Origin of the sequence: Cellulomonas sp. NPDC089187 (genome assembly GCF_040685135.1) — a bacterium.
GTDB lineage: Bacteria > Actinomycetota > Actinomycetes > Actinomycetales > Cellulomonadaceae > Cellulomonas.
This window is the reverse complement of record NZ_JBFBHI010000001.1, coordinates 547,163-565,739: the sequence shown is the minus strand read 5'-3', so window position 1 is coordinate 565,739 and position 18,577 is coordinate 547,163. Positions and strand designations below refer to the sequence as shown.

At 71.0% G+C, this 18,577-nt stretch carries 19 protein-coding genes; 9 read left to right on the top strand and 10 right to left on the bottom strand.

Going from position 1 to position 18,577, the window contains the following annotated elements; genetic code table 11:
- Positions 1-145: 145 nt before the first annotated feature.
- Complete coding sequence (gene sucB, locus AB0N78_RS02725; protein WP_363385508.1) at positions 146-1,864, bottom strand: 2-oxoglutarate dehydrogenase, E2 component, dihydrolipoamide succinyltransferase; 1,719 nt, start codon at positions 1,862-1,864, stop codon at positions 146-148.
- 26 nt (positions 1,865-1,890) lie between these two features.
- On the bottom strand, positions 1,891-3,276 hold the full coding sequence (gene lpdA / locus AB0N78_RS02720) for a dihydrolipoyl dehydrogenase (protein ID WP_363385506.1): 1,386 nt from the start codon (positions 3,274-3,276) through the stop codon (positions 1,891-1,893).
- 177 nt (positions 3,277-3,453) lie between these two features.
- On the opposite strand from lpdA, the gene AB0N78_RS02715 reads away from it, so the two are divergent.
- On the top strand, positions 3,454-3,831 hold the full coding sequence (locus AB0N78_RS02715; RefSeq protein WP_363385503.1) for an oxidoreductase: 378 nt from the start codon (positions 3,454-3,456) through the stop codon (positions 3,829-3,831).
- Between the two features lie 59 nt (positions 3,832-3,890).
- Here the strand turns inward: AB0N78_RS02715 and AB0N78_RS02710 are convergent, their stop codons facing one another.
- The gene (locus AB0N78_RS02710) at positions 3,891-5,387 is read right to left on the bottom strand and encodes a leucyl aminopeptidase (protein WP_363385500.1); all 1,497 of its coding nucleotides are present in this window, start codon (positions 5,385-5,387) and stop codon (positions 3,891-3,893) included.
- 40 nt (positions 5,388-5,427) lie between these two features.
- Between AB0N78_RS02710 and AB0N78_RS02705 the strand changes: the two genes are divergently transcribed.
- The 4 genes from AB0N78_RS02705 to AB0N78_RS02690 are packed head-to-tail and all read left to right on the top strand — an operon-like array spanning position 5,428 to position 7,469.
- On the top strand, positions 5,428-5,784 hold the full coding sequence (locus AB0N78_RS02705) for a hypothetical protein (RefSeq protein WP_363385497.1): 357 nt from the start codon (positions 5,428-5,430) through the stop codon (positions 5,782-5,784).
- A complete protein-coding gene (locus tag AB0N78_RS02700) occupies positions 5,784-6,191 on the top strand; it encodes a hypothetical protein (protein WP_363385494.1) in 408 nt (135 codons plus the stop codon). The genes AB0N78_RS02705 and AB0N78_RS02700 overlap by 1 nt, the downstream gene beginning before the upstream one ends.
- 10 nt (positions 6,192-6,201) lie before the next feature.
- Positions 6,202-7,224 (top strand): quinone-dependent dihydroorotate dehydrogenase, encoded by a 1,023-nt coding sequence (locus tag AB0N78_RS02695; RefSeq protein WP_363385491.1) that lies wholly within the window; start codon positions 6,202-6,204, stop codon positions 7,222-7,224.
- Positions 7,221-7,469, top strand: a complete 249-nt coding sequence (locus AB0N78_RS02690) for a hypothetical protein (protein WP_363385489.1) — start codon at positions 7,221-7,223, stop codon at positions 7,467-7,469. Before AB0N78_RS02695 ends, AB0N78_RS02690 begins: the two co-directional genes overlap by 4 nt.
- On the opposite strand, the gene AB0N78_RS02685 is transcribed toward AB0N78_RS02690, so the two are convergent.
- Entirely contained in the window at positions 7,459-8,241 is a 783-nt protein-coding gene (locus AB0N78_RS02685) for an isocitrate lyase/phosphoenolpyruvate mutase family protein (RefSeq protein WP_363385487.1), read from the bottom strand. The genes AB0N78_RS02690 and AB0N78_RS02685 overlap by 11 nt on opposite strands.
- Before the next feature lie 149 nt (positions 8,242-8,390).
- The gene (locus AB0N78_RS02680) at positions 8,391-9,842 is read right to left on the bottom strand and encodes a PLP-dependent aminotransferase family protein (protein WP_363385485.1); all 1,452 of its coding nucleotides are present in this window, start codon (positions 9,840-9,842) and stop codon (positions 8,391-8,393) included.
- A 62-nt stretch (positions 9,843-9,904) separates the two neighbouring features.
- On the opposite strand from AB0N78_RS02680, the gene AB0N78_RS02675 reads away from it, so the two are divergent.
- A complete protein-coding gene (locus tag AB0N78_RS02675) occupies positions 9,905-10,564 on the top strand; it encodes a hypothetical protein (RefSeq protein WP_363385483.1) in 660 nt (219 codons plus the stop codon).
- Between the two features lie 115 nt (positions 10,565-10,679).
- Here AB0N78_RS02675 and AB0N78_RS02670 read toward each other — a convergent pair whose 3' ends face one another.
- Together AB0N78_RS02670 and AB0N78_RS02665 are read right to left on the bottom strand one after the other, a co-directional pair.
- The gene (locus AB0N78_RS02670) at positions 10,680-11,687 is read right to left on the bottom strand and encodes an aldo/keto reductase family protein (RefSeq protein WP_363385481.1); all 1,008 of its coding nucleotides are present in this window, start codon (positions 11,685-11,687) and stop codon (positions 10,680-10,682) included.
- 46 nt (positions 11,688-11,733) lie between these two features.
- A complete protein-coding gene (locus AB0N78_RS02665; RefSeq protein ID WP_363385479.1) occupies positions 11,734-12,336 on the bottom strand; it encodes a DUF3043 domain-containing protein in 603 nt (200 codons plus the stop codon).
- A 32-nt stretch (positions 12,337-12,368) separates the two neighbouring features.
- On the opposite strand from AB0N78_RS02665, the gene AB0N78_RS02660 reads away from it, so the two are divergent.
- Positions 12,369-13,748, top strand: coding sequence for a dipeptidase (locus AB0N78_RS02660; RefSeq protein WP_363385476.1), 1,380 nt, complete (start codon positions 12,369-12,371; stop codon positions 13,746-13,748).
- Between the two features lie 54 nt (positions 13,749-13,802).
- Here the strand turns inward: AB0N78_RS02660 and AB0N78_RS02655 are convergent, their stop codons facing one another.
- Together AB0N78_RS02655 and nadA are read right to left on the bottom strand one after the other, a co-directional pair.
- A complete protein-coding gene (locus AB0N78_RS02655) occupies positions 13,803-14,402 on the bottom strand; it encodes a DJ-1/PfpI family protein (RefSeq protein WP_363385474.1) in 600 nt (199 codons plus the stop codon).
- Position 14,403: 1 nt separating this feature from the next.
- Entirely contained in the window at positions 14,404-15,606 is a 1,203-nt protein-coding gene (nadA, locus tag AB0N78_RS02650; RefSeq protein WP_363385471.1) for a quinolinate synthase NadA, read from the bottom strand.
- Positions 15,607-15,670: 64 nt separating this feature from the next.
- Here nadA and AB0N78_RS02645 point away from each other — a divergent pair, with 64 nt between their 5' ends.
- Positions 15,671-16,849 carry a glycerate kinase gene (locus AB0N78_RS02645; protein WP_363385469.1) on the top strand — a complete coding sequence of 393 codons (1,179 nt, stop codon included), beginning with the start codon at positions 15,671-15,673 and terminating at the stop codon, positions 16,847-16,849.
- A gap of 85 nt (positions 16,850-16,934) precedes the next feature.
- Positions 16,935-17,285 carry an iron-sulfur cluster insertion protein ErpA gene (erpA, locus tag AB0N78_RS02640; RefSeq protein WP_263118808.1) on the top strand — a complete coding sequence of 117 codons (351 nt, stop codon included), beginning with the start codon at positions 16,935-16,937 and terminating at the stop codon, positions 17,283-17,285.
- 54 nt (positions 17,286-17,339) lie between these two features.
- Here the strand turns inward: erpA and AB0N78_RS02635 are convergent, their stop codons facing one another.
- Positions 17,340-18,473, bottom strand: coding sequence for an aminotransferase class V-fold PLP-dependent enzyme (locus AB0N78_RS02635; protein WP_363385466.1), 1,134 nt, complete (start codon positions 18,471-18,473; stop codon positions 17,340-17,342).
- Positions 18,474-18,577: the final 104 nt, after the last annotated feature.

Sequence of the window (18,577 nt, the reverse complement as noted above, 5' to 3'; positions counted from 1 at the left end):
ACCGCAGCACCGAACTCGGACGTGGCGGTGAGGCCCAAGTCGGAGTGTCGGATCCACCGAGCCCGGCAGCATCCCCGGACGCACCGCGGCCCCCGGGCAGCCGGTGGGCTGCGCGGGGGCCGCGGGTGGAGCGATCAGGCGTCGATCAGAGGCCGACCTCGGCCTCGAACGCGCCCTCCTCGATCCGCTGCTTCACGGTCATCAGGTACCGGGAGGCGTCCGCACCGTCCACCAGGCGGTGGTCGTAGGACAGGGCCAGGTAGCACATCGACCGGATGGCGATCACCTCGGCACCATCGGCGTCCTTGACGACCACCGGGCGCTTGACGATGGTCCCGGTGCCCAGGATGGCGGAGGTGCCACCGGGGACGATCGGGGTGTCGAAGAGCGCACCACCGGAGCCGGTGTTGGTCACCGTGAAGGTCGCACCGGACAGCTCGTCCGGGGTGACCTTGTTGGCGCGGGTGCGACCGGCCAGGTCGTTGATCTTGCGGGCGATCCCGGCCAGGTTGAGGTCACCGGCGTCGCGGATCACCGGGACGACCAGGCCGCGCTCGGTGTCCACTGCGATGCCGACGTTCTCGGTCCCGTGGTAGGTGATCTCCTTGCCCTCGAGCACACCGTTGATCTTGGGGTGCACCTTGAGCGCCTCGATGGCCGCCTCGACAAAGAACGGCAGGAAGGTCAGGTTGACCCCCTCGCGCGCCTTGAAGGACTCCTTGGCCGCCGCACGCAGGCGGGCGACCTTGGTGACGTCCACCTCGACCACGGTGGTCAGCTGCGCCTGCGAGTGCAGGGCGTCGACCATGCGCTCGGCGATCACCTGGCGCAGGCGGCTGGCCTTCTCCGTGGTGCCACGCAGCGGCGAGGGCTCGATGGCCTTCGACGACGCGGCCGGGGACGACGCAGCCGGAGCGGCCGGAGCAGCAGCCGGGGCGGGTGCCTTCGCGGCCTCCGCCTTAGCAGCCGCGTCGAGGACGTCCTCCTTGCGGATGCGACCGCCGACACCGGTGCCGACCAGGGTGGACACGTCCACGCCCTTCTCGGACGCCAGCTTGCGGACCAGCGGGGTCAGGTAGGAGCCACCGGCCTGGGCCTTCGGTGCCTCGGACTGAGCCGGAGCAGCAGGAGCAGCCGGAGCGGCGGGGGCAGCAGAAGCAGCCGGAGCAGCGACGGGGGCGGGAACCGGAGCCGGAGCGGACTCGGCCTTCGGGGCCTCGGCGGCCGGAGCAGCGGCGGGTGCCGAGGCACTGCCCGAACCGATCACGGCCAGCGGAGCACCGACCTGCGCGGTCTCGTCCTCGCCGACCAGGATCTCCAGCAGGGTGCCCGCGAACGGCGAGGGCACCTCGGTGTCCACCTTGTCGGTGGAGATCTCCAGCAGCGGCTCGTCGACCTCGACGCTGTCACCGACCGACTTCAGCCAGCGGGTGACGGTGCCCTCGGTGACGGACTCGCCCAGCGCGGGCAGGGTGACCTGCTCGCCCTCGGACGCGCCCTGCCCACCGGACTGCGCGGCGGGGGCCGGAGCCTCCTCCTGCGCGGCCGGGGCGGCCTCGGCGGCGGGCTGCTCGGCGGGGGACTCCTGCGCCGGAGCCGCGGGTGCCTCGGCGGAACCCGCACCGCTGCCGTCGCCGATCACGGCCAGGACAGCACCGACCTCAGCGGTCTCGTCCTCCTGCACCAGGATCTGCTCCAGCACGCCGGCGAAGGGCGAGGGGACCTCGGTGTCCACCTTGTCGGTGGAGATCTCCAGCAGCGGCTCGTCGACGGCGACGGTGTCGCCGATGTTCTTCAGCCAGCGGGTGACGGTGCCCTCGGTGACGGACTCACCGAGCGCGGGAAGCTGCACGTTGTCGGACATGACCTCGTGTCTCCTTCGAATCTAGGTCAGTTGTGGGCGTGCAGCGGCTTGCCGGCCAGCGCCAAGTGCGCCTCGCCGAGAGCCTCGTTCTGCGTGGGGTGGGCGTGGACCAGGGCGGCGACGTCCTCGGGGTACGCCTCCCAGTTCACGATGAGCTGGCCCTCACCGATCAGCTCGCCCACACGGGCGCCGATCATGTGGACACCGATCACCGGGCCGTCCTTCTGGCGCACCAGCTTGACGAATCCGGTGGTGGCCAGGATCTGGCTCTTGCCGTTGCCACCGAGGTTGTACTCGACGGTCTCGACGTTCTCCGCGCCGTGCAGCTCCTTGGCCTTGGCCTCGGTGAGGCCGACCGAGGCGACCTCGGGCTCGGAGTAGGTGACGCGCGGGATGCCGGACTCGACGATCGGCGCGGGGTTCAGACCGGCGATCTCCTCGGCGACGAAGATGCCCTGGGCGAAGCCGCGGTGTGCGAGCTGCAGGCCCGGGACGATGTCGCCGACGGCGTAGATGTTGCCCACACCGGTGTGCAGCCGCTCGTTGGTGATGACGAACCCGCGGTCCAGGGTCAGGCCCTGCTCCTCGTAGCCCAGACCAGAGGTCGACGGGCCACGGCCAACGGCGACCAGCAGCAGGTCGGCGTCGAAGGTCTTGCCGTCCTCCAGCGAGACGTGCACGCCGTTGTCGTCCTGGGTCACACCGGAGAACCGGACGCCCAGGTTGAAGTTGATGCCGCGCTTGCGGAACGCCCGCTCGAAGGCCTTGGACAGCGCCTCGTCCTCGTTCGGGACCAAGTGGGGGAGCGCCTCGATGATCGTGACGTCCGCGCCGAAGCTCTTCCACACGGAGGCGAACTCGGAGCCGATCACGCCGCCGCCGAGGATGATCGCCGACTTCGGCACCCAGTCCAGCTTCAGCGCCTGGTCGGAGGTGATCACCCGGCCGCCGATCTCCAGACCGGGCAGCGATCGGGCGTAGGAGCCGGTGCCCAGCACGATGTGCTTGCCGGTCACGCGCTCGCCGTTGACCTCGATGGTGTCGGGGCCGACGAGCTTGCCGTAGCCCTCGATCACGGTGATCTTGCGGGACTTGATCAGCCCCTGCAGACCCTTGTAGAGACGGCCGATCACCGAGTCCTTGTACTCGTTGACGCCGTTCATGTCGATGCCGGTGAGCTCGGTGTGCACGCCAAAGTGCGCACCCTCACGGGCATTGTCGGCCAGTTCGGCCGCGTGCAGCAGGGCCTTGGTCGGGATGCAGCCCTTGTGGAGGCAGGTCCCGCCGACCTTGTCGGCCTCGATGAGGGCGACGCTCAGGCCGAGCTGGGCACCGCGGAGTGCAGCCGCGTAGCCGCCACTCCCTCCGCCCAGGACGACGATGTCGAAAGCGGACCCGGTCGTGTCGGACACGTGGTGGCTCCTTGAAGTGACGTCGGTGGTAGTGAGTCGTCGACCATCTTGGCATCTCCGCCTAGGCCGGACGACCCAGATCACGGGATTGGTGGTGTGATTCTCGGTACAGTCATCCCATGATTCTGTGGAGGGTCGTCTAGCCGACGTCCAGCGTCGCCCAGTTACCCTCTCGGCATGGGTCTGTTCTCCCGCCGTCGCGGACGCCGTGACGATGCTGCCCCCAGCGCTGAGCCCACCGGCCGCGCCGCGCAGCAGGCCACCGTCGACCACCTCGCCGAGTTCGTGCGCAGCCGGGTCGGCGTCGAGGCTTATGTCGAGCCCGCGACCTATGTCACCCAGACCACGATCATGCTGGTCGCGACCGACGGTGAGTGGACCCGACGTCGCGTGCCGGACGGTAAGGCCGCGGGGGAGGTCGCGCGCAAACTCGGCATCCCGGTCTACGACGTCCAGCGCACCGGCTACCCGCAGCGAGTGCGGGACTGGAACACCCGGCAGCGGATCGAGCGCGAGCGCGCCGCCAAGGAGCGCGCGGCCCGCCGCGACGTCTGACCTGTTCCACGACGAAGGGCCGCTACCCCGAGGGGGAGCGGCCCTTCGTCGTCAGCCGATCACTTGCCGGCGCGACCCTCGATCAGCGCCAGCAGGGTCCGCACGCCGACCCCGGTGCCACCCGCGGGGGTGTAGCCGAAGGGGGCCTTCTCGTTGAAGGCCGGACCGGCGATGTCCAGGTGCGCCCACGGCGTCGACCCGACGAACTCCTGCAGGAAGATCCCCGCGGTCAGCATCCCGCCGAACCGGTCGGAGATGTTCGCGATGTCGGCGACCTTGGAGTTCAGGCCCGGACGCAGGTCGGCGGGCAGCGGCATCGGCCAGAACTGCTCACCGGAGGCGGCGGCCGCGTCGACGACCTCGCCACGCACCGCATCGGTGCCCATCACCGCAGAAACCCGGGGGCCGAGCGCCACCAGCTGCGCACCGGTCAGCGTCGCGATGTCCAGCACCACATCCGGCTTCTCCTCGACGGCGGCGACCAGACCATCGGCCATCACCAGGCGACCCTCGGCGTCGGTGTTCAGCACCTCGACCGTCTTCCCGCCCCGGATCGTGATGACATCCGACGGGCGCTGGGCGCTGCCGGAGGGCATGTTCTCGGCCAGACAGAGCCACCCGGTCACCGCGACCGGCAGCTCCAACCGGGCGGCGGCGATCACCGTGTGCAGCACGGCGGCGGCCCCGGCCATGTCGGACTTCATCGCGTCCATCCCGGCGGCGGGCTTGATCGAGATGCCACCGGAGTCGAAGGTGATGCCCTTGCCGACCAGCGCCACCTTCGCCTTGGCGCGCGACGGGGTGTAGGACACCTTGACCAGACGGGGCGGACGCACCGACCCCTGACCGACGCCGACCAGACCGCCGTAGCCGCCGGCGGCGAGTTGCTTCTCGTCCAGCACGGACAGCTTCACGCCCTTGGCACCGGCGTCCTTGATCGCGGACTTGGCAGCATCAGCGAAGGCGGCGGGGAACAGGTCGTTCGGTGCGGCATTCACCAGGTCGCGCACCCCGTGCACGGCGGCCGCGACCACCTCGGCGCGGGCGAGTGCCGCGGTCGCGGCCTTGTCCTTGGCGCGCGGGGTGACGATCTCGATCTCCGCAACGGCGGGCTTCGCATCGCCGGTCTGGTACCGGGTGTAGGTGTAGGCACCGAAGAGCGCGCCCTCGGCGACCGCGGCCACCTGCTCGGCGTCGGCGGCGGGCAGCGCCACAGCCACCGAGGTCACACCGGACAGCTCACGCAGCGCGGCACCGGCGGCCCGGCGCAGGGCCTCGGGCTCGGCAGACGCACCGTCGTCCAGTGCGCCGACACCGGTCAGGACGACCAGCTTCGCCTTCACACCAGCGGCGGGAACAGTGCGGACCTGGTCGACGGCACCGGTCACGCCCAGCGGCGTGGCCAGATCGGTCAGGCTCGACGCCAGGTCGGCGGGCAGCCAGTCGGCGGCGAGCAGGCGCGGTGGCCGGCCCTCTCCGGTCTGGGCGACCGCGACGATCAGAGCGTCGGCGGACAGGCGGGCGGGGTTCGCGGAGGTCAACGTCACTCGGGGCACGGGTCCAACCCTAGTCTCCGTGCGGGTACCGTCGAGCCCCGTGACGCCGCCACTGACTCTTCTGGTTGCCCTGGCCGCCGGAGCCCTCGGACTGTGGGCCGCTTGGTTCGCCCTCCGGGACCGTGCCGTGATCCTGCGCCAGCTATGGGGCGGTGCCGTGGTCGAGGGCCTGATGCTGGTGCAGGCGGCCGTCGCCGGCGTGAAGCATGCGACCGGCAGTGTCCCCGCGGAGCCCGCGGTGTTCTGGAGCTACGTCGTCACCCAGCTCGTCCTGCTGCCCGCCGCCGCGCTCTGGGCCTTCGCCGAGCGCAGCCGCTGGTCCTCGGTGGTGCTGCTGATCGCCGCCGCCGCCGTGGCCTTCCTGCAGCTCCGTCTCGCTCAGACCTGGGGGAACTGATGTCCACACCCACCGCCACCGGGCCCGGACGGGTGCTGGTCGCCGTCTACGGCCTGTTCGCCCTGGCCGCCACCGCCCGCGGGGTCAGCCAGGCGATCCGGGAATTTGATGCCGCGCCGCTGGCCTACTCGCTGTCAGTGGTCGCCGGGGTGATCTACATCGTCGCCACCCTTGCGCTGGCCAAGGACTGGCGACCGGTCGCCTGGGCCGCGGTCGGCGTGGAGCTGGTCGGTGTGCTGACCGTCGGGGTGCTCACCGTGGTCGATGCCGCGGACTTCCCGGATGCCACGGTGTGGTCGCTCTTCGGGCGTGACTACGGGTTCGTGCCGCTGATCTTGCCGTTCCTCGGCCTGGCCTGGCTGTGGCGCACCGGAAGGTCCCGTCAGGATGACTCCGCGAACGACTAGGTTGGGGGTTGTGTACGGCCTCCTGTTCCGCCTGGTCTTCGCCCGCCTCGATCCCGAACAGGCCCATCACTGGGCCTTCGCGCTGATCCGATTCGCCGCCCGCATCCCCGGGCTTCGGGGGGCGATCGCCGCAGTGTTCGCACCACCGGCCAGCGGACGGGTCCAGGCGTTGGGTCGGACCTTCCCCTCACCCTTCGGTGTGGCCGCGGGCTTCGACAAGGACGCCGTCGGGGTGCCCGGCCTGACCATGCTCGGCTTCGGATTCGTCGAGGTCGGCACCGTCACTGCCCAGGCACAGCCCGGCAATGAGCAGCCCCGGCTCTGGCGGATGATCGACCAGCAGGCCCTGCGCAACCGGATGGGCTTCAACAACGAGGGCTCGGTGGCGGTCGCCCGCACCCTGCGCGCGCTGCGCAGCACCCCGGCGGGCCGGTCGTACGTCGTCGGCGTGAACATCGGCAAGACCAAGGTCACTCCCGTCGAGGACGCTGCCGACGACTACGCCACCTCCGCCGAGCGGCTCGCACCCTACGCCGACTACCTGGTCGTCAACGTCTCCTCGCCGAACACCCCGGGGCTGCGCGACCTGCAATCGGTCGAGTCGCTGCGCCCCGTGCTGGAGGCCACCCGCGCCGCCGCCGACGAGGCCACCACCGCCGCCGGACGACCCCGGGTGCCGCTGCTGGTGAAGATCGCCCCGGACCTCGCCGATGCTGACGTGGATGCGGTCGCTGACCTGGCCCTGGAGCTGGGGCTGGACGGGGTGGTCGCGGTCAACACCACCATCGCCCACGACCTCGGCCCCGGCGGCGTGTCCGGTCCGCCGGTGCTGGACCGCGGACTGGCCGTGGTCCGTCGACTGCGGGACCGGCTCGGCCCCGATCCGGTGATCATCGGTGTCGGCGGGATCAGCACCGGCGCGGACGCCCGCGCCTACCTGGACGCCGGGGCGACCCTGGTGCAGGGCTACACCGGGTTCATCTACCAGGGCCCGTTCTGGGCCTCCCGGATCGCCAAGGAGCTGGCGGCATGAACGACCTCGCCCCGCATTGGCGCTGGCGGTTCACCGACGCCGACGGCACCGCGCTGGACCGACCGGTCTCGCCCACCTTCACCGCGCAGTTCGACGCGGAGGAGTGGTTCGGGCTGCACTGGCGGGCGCTGCGCGACCAGGGCGCGGCCCGGGCGCAGCTGCGCGAGCGGGAGAAGGCGATCGGAGCGGTGCACGACCTGACGGTGGTGCCGGAGCGGATGACCTTCGCCCCGGTCACCGACTGAACAGGCCGTCCACTGTGCGGTAGTCGTCGATGTCGGTCGCCGCGTCGTAGACCCCGGCGGTCACCAGGTCCTCGGTCGAGCGCCGGACAAGAGACAGCGCAGCCTGCGCCGTGGACGATCCCAGGCTGACCCGTGCCACCCCGGCCTCGGCCAGCCGCGCGACCGATGGCGCGCCCGGGCCCGCCATCACGTTCACCGGCAGATCGACGGTCGCGGTCAGCTCAGCCACCAGGTCTGGGTCCAGCAACCCGGGGACGAAGAGTCCGTCCGCACCCGCGTCTCGGTACAGCGCCGCGCGTCGCCGTAGCTCTGCCAGCTGGTCCTTGGCCGGTACCAGTCCACGCAGCACGACATCGGTCCGGGCGTTGACAAAGATCGACGGTGCGGCGGATGTGGCGGCGGCGATCCGGGCCGCGAACTGAGCGGGCGACCGGGTCCCGTCCTCCAGGTTGATCCCGGCGGCCCCCGCCTCTGCTACCCGTCGCACCAGGTGTCGCACCGCCCCGAGGGTGCGGCCGTAGCCGGACTCCAGGTCGACGCTCACCGGGATGCGTACCGCCGCGCAGATCCGCCGCACCACGGGCAACAGCAGGGTGCTGGTCAGATGGTCGCCGTCGGGGAGGCCGAGCGCCCAGGCCATACCTGCGCTGGTGGTGCCGAGCGCTGCGGCTCCGGCCCGCTCAGCAGCGATGGCGGAACCCGCGTCCCAGACGTTCACCAGCCGTAGTGGGTGCCCGGGTCGGTGCAGATCGCGAAAGGTGGAGGCTGTCATGTGCCCAGCTCACCAGCTGGACGTGCGCCGGGTCTGGCGGGTATCGGACCTCAGCGGCGCAGGGCGTCGACCAGGGCTGCATCCCGTCGGGGGTCCAACAGGAGCGCATGGGCAGAGACGATCCGGGAGACGATGGCCTCCGGGCGCGGTCAGACTGTCACGGCTCCGCGGCCCGGCGGGAGGTTCAGTGCCCGCATACCGCCACCGGTCAGCGCGGCCCAGGCCAACACCAACCCGTCCATCGCTCGCTCCAGCACCTGCGCTGGGGCGGTGAACGGCAATCGGAGCCGGTCCTCCATCCCGCCGTCGACGCCGAACGCCGGTCCGGGTACCACCCGGACCCCGTGCGCCAGTGCCAGCGCGCTCAGGGCCGAGGAGACGGGAACCCCCAGGTCCACCCACAGGCACTGGCCACCGCGCGGCACGGTGAACCGCCAGTCAGGCAGTCGTTCCCGGAGCAGTCGCACCAGCAGGTCGCGGTTCGCCCGGAGCTGCTCGATCCGGCTCGGCACCGCCCCCGGTCCCGCGCTGAGCAGCTCGGCGGCGATCAGCTGGTCCAGCACCGGTGTGCCCAAATCTGTGCTGCGCCGGGCCAGAGCCAGACGGGTGGTCAGCTCGGCCGGTCCGCGCAGCCAGCCGACCCGCAGCCCGCCCCAGTGCGACTTGGACATCGAGCCGATCGCCACCACCCGTGGGTTGCGGCCGTCCCCGGCCCAACTGTCCGGTGCCGGGCCGTCCAGGGTCAGATCGGTCAGCACCTCGTCGCCGACGATCACTGTGCCGGTCCGGCGGGCCAGGTCCCGGACGGCGGCGCGGGCTTCAGTGGACAGGCAGGCTCCGGTGGGGTTCTGGTGGTCCGGGATCAGATAGACCAGCCGTGGCGCGACCTGGCGCAGTGTCGACTCCAGCAGGTCCAGGTCGGTCCCTTCTGGCCCGGTCGGCACGGGGACCGCCCGGGCACCAGCGCTGCGCACCGCGTCGAGAGCGTGGACGTAGGTGGGCTGCTCCACCACGATCCGGTCACCGGGGCCGGCCTGGGTCCGGGTCAGCAGGGCGATGGCGTGCTGCGCTCCCGTGGTGATCAGGATCTGATCCGGTGAGGTCGGGGTGCCTCGGTCGGTGTAGCGCTGGGCGACCACCTCGCGCAGGCCGGGCAGACCATGCGGGACGTAGCCGTGGTCGGCGTGTGCGGGCAGTCGGTCGAGGGCGGCCAGCGCAGCCCGGTGGAGCTCCGGTGGTGCGGTGGGCGCGGCGATGGACAGATCCACGATCTCCTCACCGCCGAGCGCCATCGGTGCTGACGCCGCACGATCGCTGCGGGGGAGCGCGGTCACTGTGCCGGCGCCCTGGCGACTGAGCAGGAATCCCTCCTCGCGGAGGGTGTCGTAGGCCGTGGTGACCGTCGTGCGGGAGATCGACAATGCAGTGGCCAGCTCGCGTTCGGCGGGCATCCGGGTGGACAGCGGCAGCGACCCCGCCAACACCGCACGGCGCAGCGCGTCGGAGAGTGCGGTGTGTGCCGGCCCGGGGTGCCGCCAGTTGCCCAGCACGGCGGCGGTCCGGGTCCCGGAAACTCTGCGGTCGGCAGCGAGTGGTGACATGCAGGCCAATCTGACGCAATTGGCTATCGAAAGAAAGGCCATTCGCTCGCAAGATGGGGTCCATGACACAGATCTGGTTCCGTCGCGGGGCTCAACTGCTGATCGGACTGACGCTGTACGCGTTCTCCATCGCCCTGGTGGTCCACCCTGCCCTCGGTTCGATGCCGTGGGATGTGCTGAGCCAGGGCCTGACTCACCAGTTCGGCTGGTCGTTGGGTACCGCAGTGCTGGTCATCAGCGTGGGGGTGCTGCTCTGCTGGATCCCGTTGCGGCAGAAGCCTGGCATCGGGACCATCGCCAACGTGATCGTGATCGGCGTTCTGGTCGATCCCTTCGTCGATCTGCTCGCCCTGCTGCCGACGCACCTGCCGCTGATCGCCCGAGTCGGGATGATGCTGGCCGGGATCGTGCTGAACGGGTTGGCCGGTGCGCTCTACATCGGTTCCCGGCTCGGCCCCGGTCCCCGAGACGGACTGATGACCGGTCTCGTGGCTCGCACCGGAGGCAGAGTGGCGCTGGTCCGCGGGGGGATCGAGGTGACTGTGGTGCTGATCGGTTGGGCGCTCGGCGGAACGGTGGGAGTCGGCACGGTCCTGTACGGAGTGTCGATCGGCGCGATCCTGCAATGGCTGATGCCCCGGTTCGAGGTGCCGCTCGTCGCACGTCCCGCAGTGCCCGACGCGGTGCACGATCACCACTGGGTGCCAACGCCTGCGGACTGACCCTCGCCGCCGCCCACCGGAACGCGGGCTCCTGAGGTGTTCCCTGACGTGCGTCGCCCGCCGCCCGGGCATGACGAAGGCCCCCACCCATGCGCGGTGGGGGCCTTCGGGCAGATCAGCGGGAGGCGGGCGAGCTCTTCGCCGTCTCCGCCGGGTCCGTGATCACCGCGTCGCCCAGGATCTCGTCGATCCGGGTCATCAGCTCGGCCGGGATCGTGACACCCGCGGCCTTCACGTTCTCGGTGACCTGCTCCGGACGCGAGGCCCCGATGATCGCCGCGGCGACGTTCTTGTTCTGCAGCACCCAGGCCACCGCCAGCTGCGCCAGCGACAGGTCGAGCTCCTGCGCCACCGGCTTGAGCTCCTGCACGCGCTCCAGAATGTTGGGGCGGTCCAGGAACGTCTTGATCGTCCGGGCACCACCCTTCTCATCCGTGGCGCGCGAGCCCTCGGGCAGCGGCTGACCGGGCAGGTACTTGCCGGTCAGCACGCCCTGCGCCACCGGTGACCACACGATCTGGGACAGACCCAGCTCCTCGGAGGCGGGAACGACCTCGCCCTCGATGACCCGCCACAGCGCGGAGTACTGCGGCTGGTTCGACACCAACTGGAAGCCCAGCTCCTTGGCCAGCGCGGCACCGGCACGGATCTGGTCAGCGGTCCACTCGGAGACACCGATGTACAGCGCCTTGCCCTGGCGGACCACGTCCGCGAAGGCCTGCATGGTCTCCTCCAGCGGCGTCGCGTGGTCGTAACGGTGCGCCTGGTAGAGGTCGACGTAGTCGGTCTGGAGCCGGGACAGCGACCCGTCGATGGACTCCATGATGTGCTTGCGGGACAGACCGGTGTCGTTCGGACCCTTGGGGCCGGTGGGCCAGTAGACCTTGGTGAAGATCTCCAGGCTCTGCCGACGCTCACCCTTGAGCGCCTCACCGAGCACGGACTCGGCGACGGTGTTCGCGTAGACGTCCGCGGTGTCGAAGGAGGTGATCCCGGCGTCCAGGGCGGCACGCACGCAGGCGGTGGCGGCGTCGTTCTCCACCTGGGAGCCGTGGGTCAGCCAGTTGCCGTAGGTGATCTCGGAAATCTTGAGGCCGGAGCGGCCGAGGTGACGGAATTCCATGTCAGCAGCCTAAATCGTCCCGCCGACATCGCATGCCCGGAGCAGGTCAGGCGGGCCACTCACCGTGCTTGTTCTGCGGCTTCGGCAGACGGGCACGGCGGAACTGGAACACCCGGGTGACCGCGTACATCATCGTGCCGCGCACGAGGGAGTCCGGCCCGAACTTGGCCAGGACCTTCTTCTTCAGCTTCCGCCACATGATCACCGTGTCCACGATCATCACGATGATGAACACGTACAGCGCGATCAGGGCGAAGAACGCTGCCGACGGGCTGATCGCGGACAGTCCGATGTTGGCCAGCAGCACCACGACCGCGATGGGAAGGAACAGTTCGCCCAGGTTCCAGCGGGCGTCCACGTACATGCGGATGTAGCGGCGGACCGGGCCCTTGTCCTTGGCCGGCAGGTAGCGCTCGTCACCGGACTGCATGGCCTGGTACTGCTTCTCCCGCTCGGCGCGCTGGACGGCACGTGCCTCCTTGGAGGCGGCCTTCCGGTCGGCGGGGACCAGGGGGCGACGGTTGGCCGCTTCGGCCTGCTTGCGGGTCGGTGTGGGGCGGCCCTTGCCGACCGGCACCTCGATCACCGCCGGTGTCTGCTCGACCTGCGGGGAGTTGGCGGCGTCATCGTCCTTGCTGCGTCCGAACACCCCACCAGGGTAGTCGAGTAGCGTGGCGACTCGTGACAGCCTCCGACTCCACCCCCGCCCCCGACGTTCCCGCTCTCCAGGACCGCGTGCAGGCGGTCTGGCCCGGTGTCCGCTCCGATCTGGAGGACCTGGTCCGGATTCCCAGCGTCTCCAACAGCGACTTCGACCAGGCGCATGTCGCCGCCAGCGCGCAGGCCGTCGCCGACCTGCTGCGCGGCGCGGGCATGCCCGAGGTCCAGATCCTGTCCGTCGAGCGGCCGGACGGCACCCCCGGAGCTCCCGCCGTCGTGGCCCGGCGTCCCGCCCCGGCCGGTGCGCCCACGGTGCTGCTCTACGCCCATCACGATGTGCAGCCGCCCGGCGCGGACGCGGACTGGGAGACCCCGCCCTTCGAGCCGACCGAGAAAGATGGTCGACTCTTCGGTCGCGGTGCCGCGGACGACAAGGCCGGAGTCGTCGCGCATGTCGGTGCCCTGCGCACCCTCGCCGATGACCTGAACGTCGGTGTGACGGTCTTTGTCGAGGGGGAGGAGGAGGTCGGTTCGCCGTCCTTCACTACCTTCCTGCACACCCACCGTGACCTGCTGGCCGCCGACGTGATCGTGGTCGCGGACTCCTCCAACTGGCGGGTGGGCGTGCCCGGGCTGACCACCTCGCTGCGCGGGCTCGTCGACCTGGACGTCGAGGTCGCGGTGCTCGACCACGCGATCCACTCCGGCATGTTCGGCGGCCCGGTGATCGACGCGGTGACCTTGCTGTCCCGGCTGATCGCCACCCTGCACGACGACCAGGGCAACGTCGCGGTCGCCGGCCTGCACCATGCGGACGACCCCACCGTGGACTACGACGAGGACGCCTTCCGCGCCGACGCTGGCGTGCTGGACGGTGTGCAGCTCGCCGGTTCGGGGCCGATCAGCTCCCGACTGTGGACCAAGCCGACCATCGCGGTGATCGGATTCGACGCCCCGCGGGTGGCCACCGCGTCCAACACCATCACCCCCAAGGCCACCGCGAAGATCTCCATGCGCATCGCCCCCGGGCAGGACCCGCAGGCCGCGTTGGAGGCCCTGCGCTCGCACCTGCTGGCGAACGCCCCCTTCGGTGCCCACGTCACTGTCACCGACGGCGAGCTCGGCAAGGCGTTCCAGGCCCCGGCCGACTCCGCCGCGATGCAGGCCGCCCGCCAGGCATTCGCTGACGCCTGGGGAACCGACCCGGTGGACATCGGCATCGGCGGGTCGATCCCGTTCATCGCCGACCTGCTGGAGGTGTTCCCGGACGCCGCGATCCTGGTGACCGGCGTCGAGGACCCGGACTCGCGTGCGCACGGGCCGAATGAGTCGGTGCACCTGGGGGAGTTGCAGCGGGTGATCCTCGCGGAGGCGTTGCTGCTGTCCCGTCTGGGGCACTGATTTTCACGCGGAACGGCCCGGTGCCCCGGTGGGGGTGCCGGGCCGTCGGTGTGCTCAGACCGGCGGGGCCGGGTCGTACTGAATCGCGCGCCGCACCTCGCGGGCGACCGCCGTCGACTCCAGCCGGGCCACCAAGTGCAACGCCATGTCGATCCCGGCGGACACCCCCGCGGAGGTGATCACGTCACCGTCGTCCACGAATCGTGCCTCGGTGTCGATCTGCACGCTGGGGTCGAGGGCAGTCAGTTCACCGACGGCCTGCCAGTGGGTGGTGACCGGTCGTCCGGCGAGCAGACCGGCGGCCGCGTAGGGGAGTGCACCGGTGCAGACCGAGGTCATGAGTGGGGTGATCGGTCGCAGGGCGCGCAGCCAGGACAGGTGCGTGGTGTCCTCGGCCAGGCGTCGGGTGCCCTTTCCGCCGGGGTGGAGCAGCACGTGCAGGTCGTCGGCGTCTTCGCGGGAGCAATCCGGTACCACGCGTAGGCCCTTGGCGCAGCGCACGCCGTTGCCGTCGGTAGAGAAGACCAGGACCTCGGGGCGGAGCGCGGAGACTGCCGACCAGGCGGCGAGCACCTCGTAGGGGCCGACCAGGTCCAGCTCCTCGACGTCGTCGAAGGCGAACAGTCCGACCCGCAGCGGGTGCCTGGTGGTCATCTCACAGCCCCGGTAGCGCCAGCATCTGGTCCAGGGCGACCCGGGCCCAGTGCGCATCATCGGCGTCGACCACGATCCGGTTGACCATCCGGCCCTCGGCCAGCGATTCCATCGCCCAGACCAGGTGGGGCAGGTCGATCCGGTTCATGGTGGAGCAGAAACACACGGTGGAGTCGAGGTAGCTGATCTGCTTGTCCGGGTGGGCGGCTGCCAGTCTGCGGACCAGGTTGAGTTCGGTGCCGATGGCCCAGGACGACCCGGGCTCTGCGGCGTCCAGTGCCTTGATGATGAACTCGGTCGACCCGACCATGTCAGCACCGGTGACGACCTCGTGCTTGCACTCGGGGTGCACCAACACGGTCACGTCGGGGACGGCGGCGCGCACGTCGACCAGGTTCTGCGCGGAGAACCGGCCGTGCACTGAGCAGTGCCCGCGCCACAGGATCATCCGGGCGTCGCGCAGTTGCTGGGTGGTCAGGCCACCGTTCGGCTTGCGCGGGTCGTAGACGACGCAGGCGTCCAGTGGAATGCCGAGCTGGAGGACGGCGGTGTTGCGGCCCAGATGCTGGTCCGGCATGAAGAGCACCTTGCCGGTGCCGTCGACGCCGCCGACCCGGTCGAACGCCCAGCGCAGGGCGACCTGGGCGTTGGAGGAGGTGCAGACGGTGCCGCCGTGCCGCCCGGTGAAGGCCTTGATGGCGGCGGTGGAGTTCATGTAGGTGACCGGGACGGTGTCCTCGGCGATGCCGGCTTCGACCAGCACGTCCCAGGCGTCCTCAACCTGGTCGATGGCGGCCATGTCGGCCATCGAGCAGCCCGCGGCCAGGTCGGGCAGCACCACCTGCTGGGCGTCGGAGGTGAGGATGTCGGCGGATTCGGCCATGAAGTGCACCCCGCAGAACAGGATGAACTCCGCCTCGGGCCGGGCCGCCGCCTCGCGGGCGAGTTTGAAGGAGTCGCCGGTGACGTCGGCGAAGTCGATGACCTCGTCGCGCTGATAGTGGTGCCCGAGCACGAACGCCTGCTCACCCAGCGCGGCGCGGGCGGCGCGGGCCCGGTCGACCAGGTCGGGGTCGGAGGCGGCAGGGAGCGCGCCGGCGCACTCGACCCCGCGCTCGGAGGCCAGGTCGCTGCCCTGGCCGAGCAGGAGGAGGGCGGAGGGGCGCGGCTCGGTGAACGTCGGCGGGGAGGTGAGCAGGGTCACCGGCCGATCATCCCATAACGCCCGACTCGCGCCGAGCCCTGGGTGGGCATGCCACGATCAGCGGGTGCATGTCCTGGTGAGCCCCGGCCGATTCGACCGCCCGACCGCCCCCGGCGACTGGTCCGCGCTCAGTGCGGACGAGGCCGCCCGGGCGATCGCCGACGGGTGGCGCGATGCGCGCGCGGACGACGCGCTGGATCTGCTGCCGATGAACGACGGCGGACCGGGCCTGATCGACACCTTGCACGCTGCCTGCGGCGGTGAGCTGATCGCGGTGACGGTCGCGGATGCCGCCGGTTCGCCGGTGCCTAGCGCTGTGTTGGTGCTGACCGCAGAGTCCGGTGCCCGCACCGCCTGCGTCGATGGGTCGGTGGTGCTCGGCGGTGAGGTGGCAGCGGCGGAGTCGTCGACGGCGGGTCTGGGCGCACTGATCCGGGCCGCGCTGGACACCGGTGCGCAGCGGGTGGTGATCGGCACCGGTCCCCGTCGGGTGTCCGCCCATGACGGGGGACGCGGGCTGGTGCGGGCGCTGTCGACCTGCGCGCCGGAGGACCCGGCGGCGGCCATTCCGGAGGTCGCGCAGGAGTTGCGCACCCGGGACGTGGTGTTGCTCGCCTGCCACGATTTGCCGCTGCTGGGGCTCAACGGTGCCAGTGCGGGGCTGGTCGACGCCGGTCGGGCCACGGCTGAGGAGTCGCAGGTGATCGAGCGCCGGATGGCGGACTGGGTGGCGGCGGCAACGGCGGCAGCCGGTCCGGGCCGGGTGAACCTGCTGGCCGACACCCACGGGCACGACCACGGTGCCGCCACTGCCCGGGGCACAGGCGCGATCACCCGGCCGGGGGTGGCACCTGGCTCCGGTGCGGGCGGTGGCGCGGGCTTCGTCCTCGGGCTGCTCGGGGCGCGACGAGTTGACGGTGCGACGTGGGTGGCGGACCAGATCGGGCTGGCGGACCGGGTGGCGCAGGCGGATCTGGTGGTGACCGGGGCCGGGGTGCTGGACGGGACGGCGCTGGAGGAGGGTGTGCTGCCCGCGGTGAGTGCGGCCGCCCTGCCGCTGGGCATCCCCGTGATCGCGGTGGCGGCGCAGGTACGCACCGGTCGCCGGGACTGGGGCGCGGCGGGGGTCGCCGGAGCGTTCGGGGTGATCGAGTCCCCGGAGCAGCTGGGCGACTGGCGGTCGGGCCCGGCTGCGGCGTTGCGGGCACGCCTCCCGCGCATCGCCCGGACGTGGTCCCGCTGAGATCCGGTCGTACAGTGGGGAACAGATCGCGCGGGTGGACTGTTCTGCCCTGAGGATCACCGACCGGACAGACACGGGAGAGACGATGAGCGAGACCACCGAGACCGCGACGCACGGCGTCCAGTTGACCGACGTCGCCGCCGGGAAGGTGCGCAGCCTGCTCGAGCAGGAGGGTCGCGACGACCTCCGTCTGCGCATCGCGGTGCAGCCGGGTGGCTGTTCCGGCCTGATCTACCAGCTGTACTTCGACGAGCGGGTGCTCGACGGGGATGCGCTGCGCGACTTTGATGGTGTGGAGGTCGTGGTCGACCGGATGAGCGTGCCGTACTTGGAGGGCGCGACCATCGACTTCGCCGACACCATCGAGAAGCAGGGCTTCACGATCGACAACCCGAACGCGGGTTCGTCCTGCGCCTGCGGCGGCTCGTTCAGCTGATCTTGCCGGCGATGCCCCGGACCGTCCCCTGTGCGGCCCGGGGCATCGCTGTGTCTACAGGCCGTTGCGGGCGCGAATGTCTGCGACCACCCCGGGCACGACGTCACAGAACCGCTCGATCTGCGCCGGGTCCACCTCCGGGGGCAGGGTGAGCCGCACGTTGCCCTGGGTGAGCGACCCCATCGCCGCCAGCACGTGGCTGGGTGTCTCGGTGGCACTGGTGCATGCCGAGCCGGAGGCCACCGCGAACCCGGCCTGATCCAGTGCCGTGACGATGGCCTCCCCGTCGACGTACAGGCAGGAGAAGGTCAGCACGTGGGGGAGCCGGGCGGCGGGGTCGGCGGGGCCGGCGACCATCGTCATCGGCACCTCGGCGGCGATGCGTTGCCGCATGCGTGCCACCGGCTCCGGGTCGGGTACGCGGCGGGCGGCCAGTTGCAGGGCCACTGCCGAGGCGAGTGCGGTCGGCACCGAGACACCGCCGGGGAACCAGCGCTCGTGCTCCGCCACCGGTCCGGTCGGGGAGCGACGCACACCGCTGCGGGTCACCAGCACCGCCACCCCCGGCGGCGCGCCCACATCGGCGGCGTCCAGGGTCAGCAGATCCCACTCCGGGCCGATCGGCGCGTGCCCGAAGGAGCTGCCACCGTCAACCAGTAGCGGCACACCGGCCTCCCGGGCGAGCTCATGGGCCTGCGCCACCGGTTGCCGGGTTCCCACCTCACCGTTCGCATGTTGCACTGCGGCCAGTGCGACGCCGGGCGACTGCACGGCACCGGTGAAGGCCTCGACGTCCAGCCGCCCATCGCCGTCCACCGCGACCGTGAGCCGTGAGCCGGCATGGTCCGCCGCGTCCAGCACCGCCATCCGCTCCACTGCACTGGCCACAATGCGGTCACCGACCCGGCGTCGACCCCGTGCCACCGTGAGCACCGCACTGTGCAGCGCCGCCGTGTGCGACGGGGCCAGGTCGACCTCCTCGGTGCGCGCGCCCACCAGGGCGGCGATCGCTTCACGCGCACCGTCCACCAGGGCACGGGCGCGTCGTCCCTCGCTGTGCAATCGGCGCGGGTCGGCCCAGCCCTCGTCCAGTGCGGCCAGGTAGGCGTCCCGGACGGTGGCGGGCACCGGGGCGTGTCCGGCGACGTCGAGGAGGACGCGGGGCGGTGCGGCGGGTGTGGCTGACACATCCGGCACCGTAGTGGGCCGCAGCTGCGTGATTCAGATGACACTTCGTCAGTTCGTGACCGCGAAACGCTCGGATCGGGTCACGACGAGGCGTTTCCCGCGCT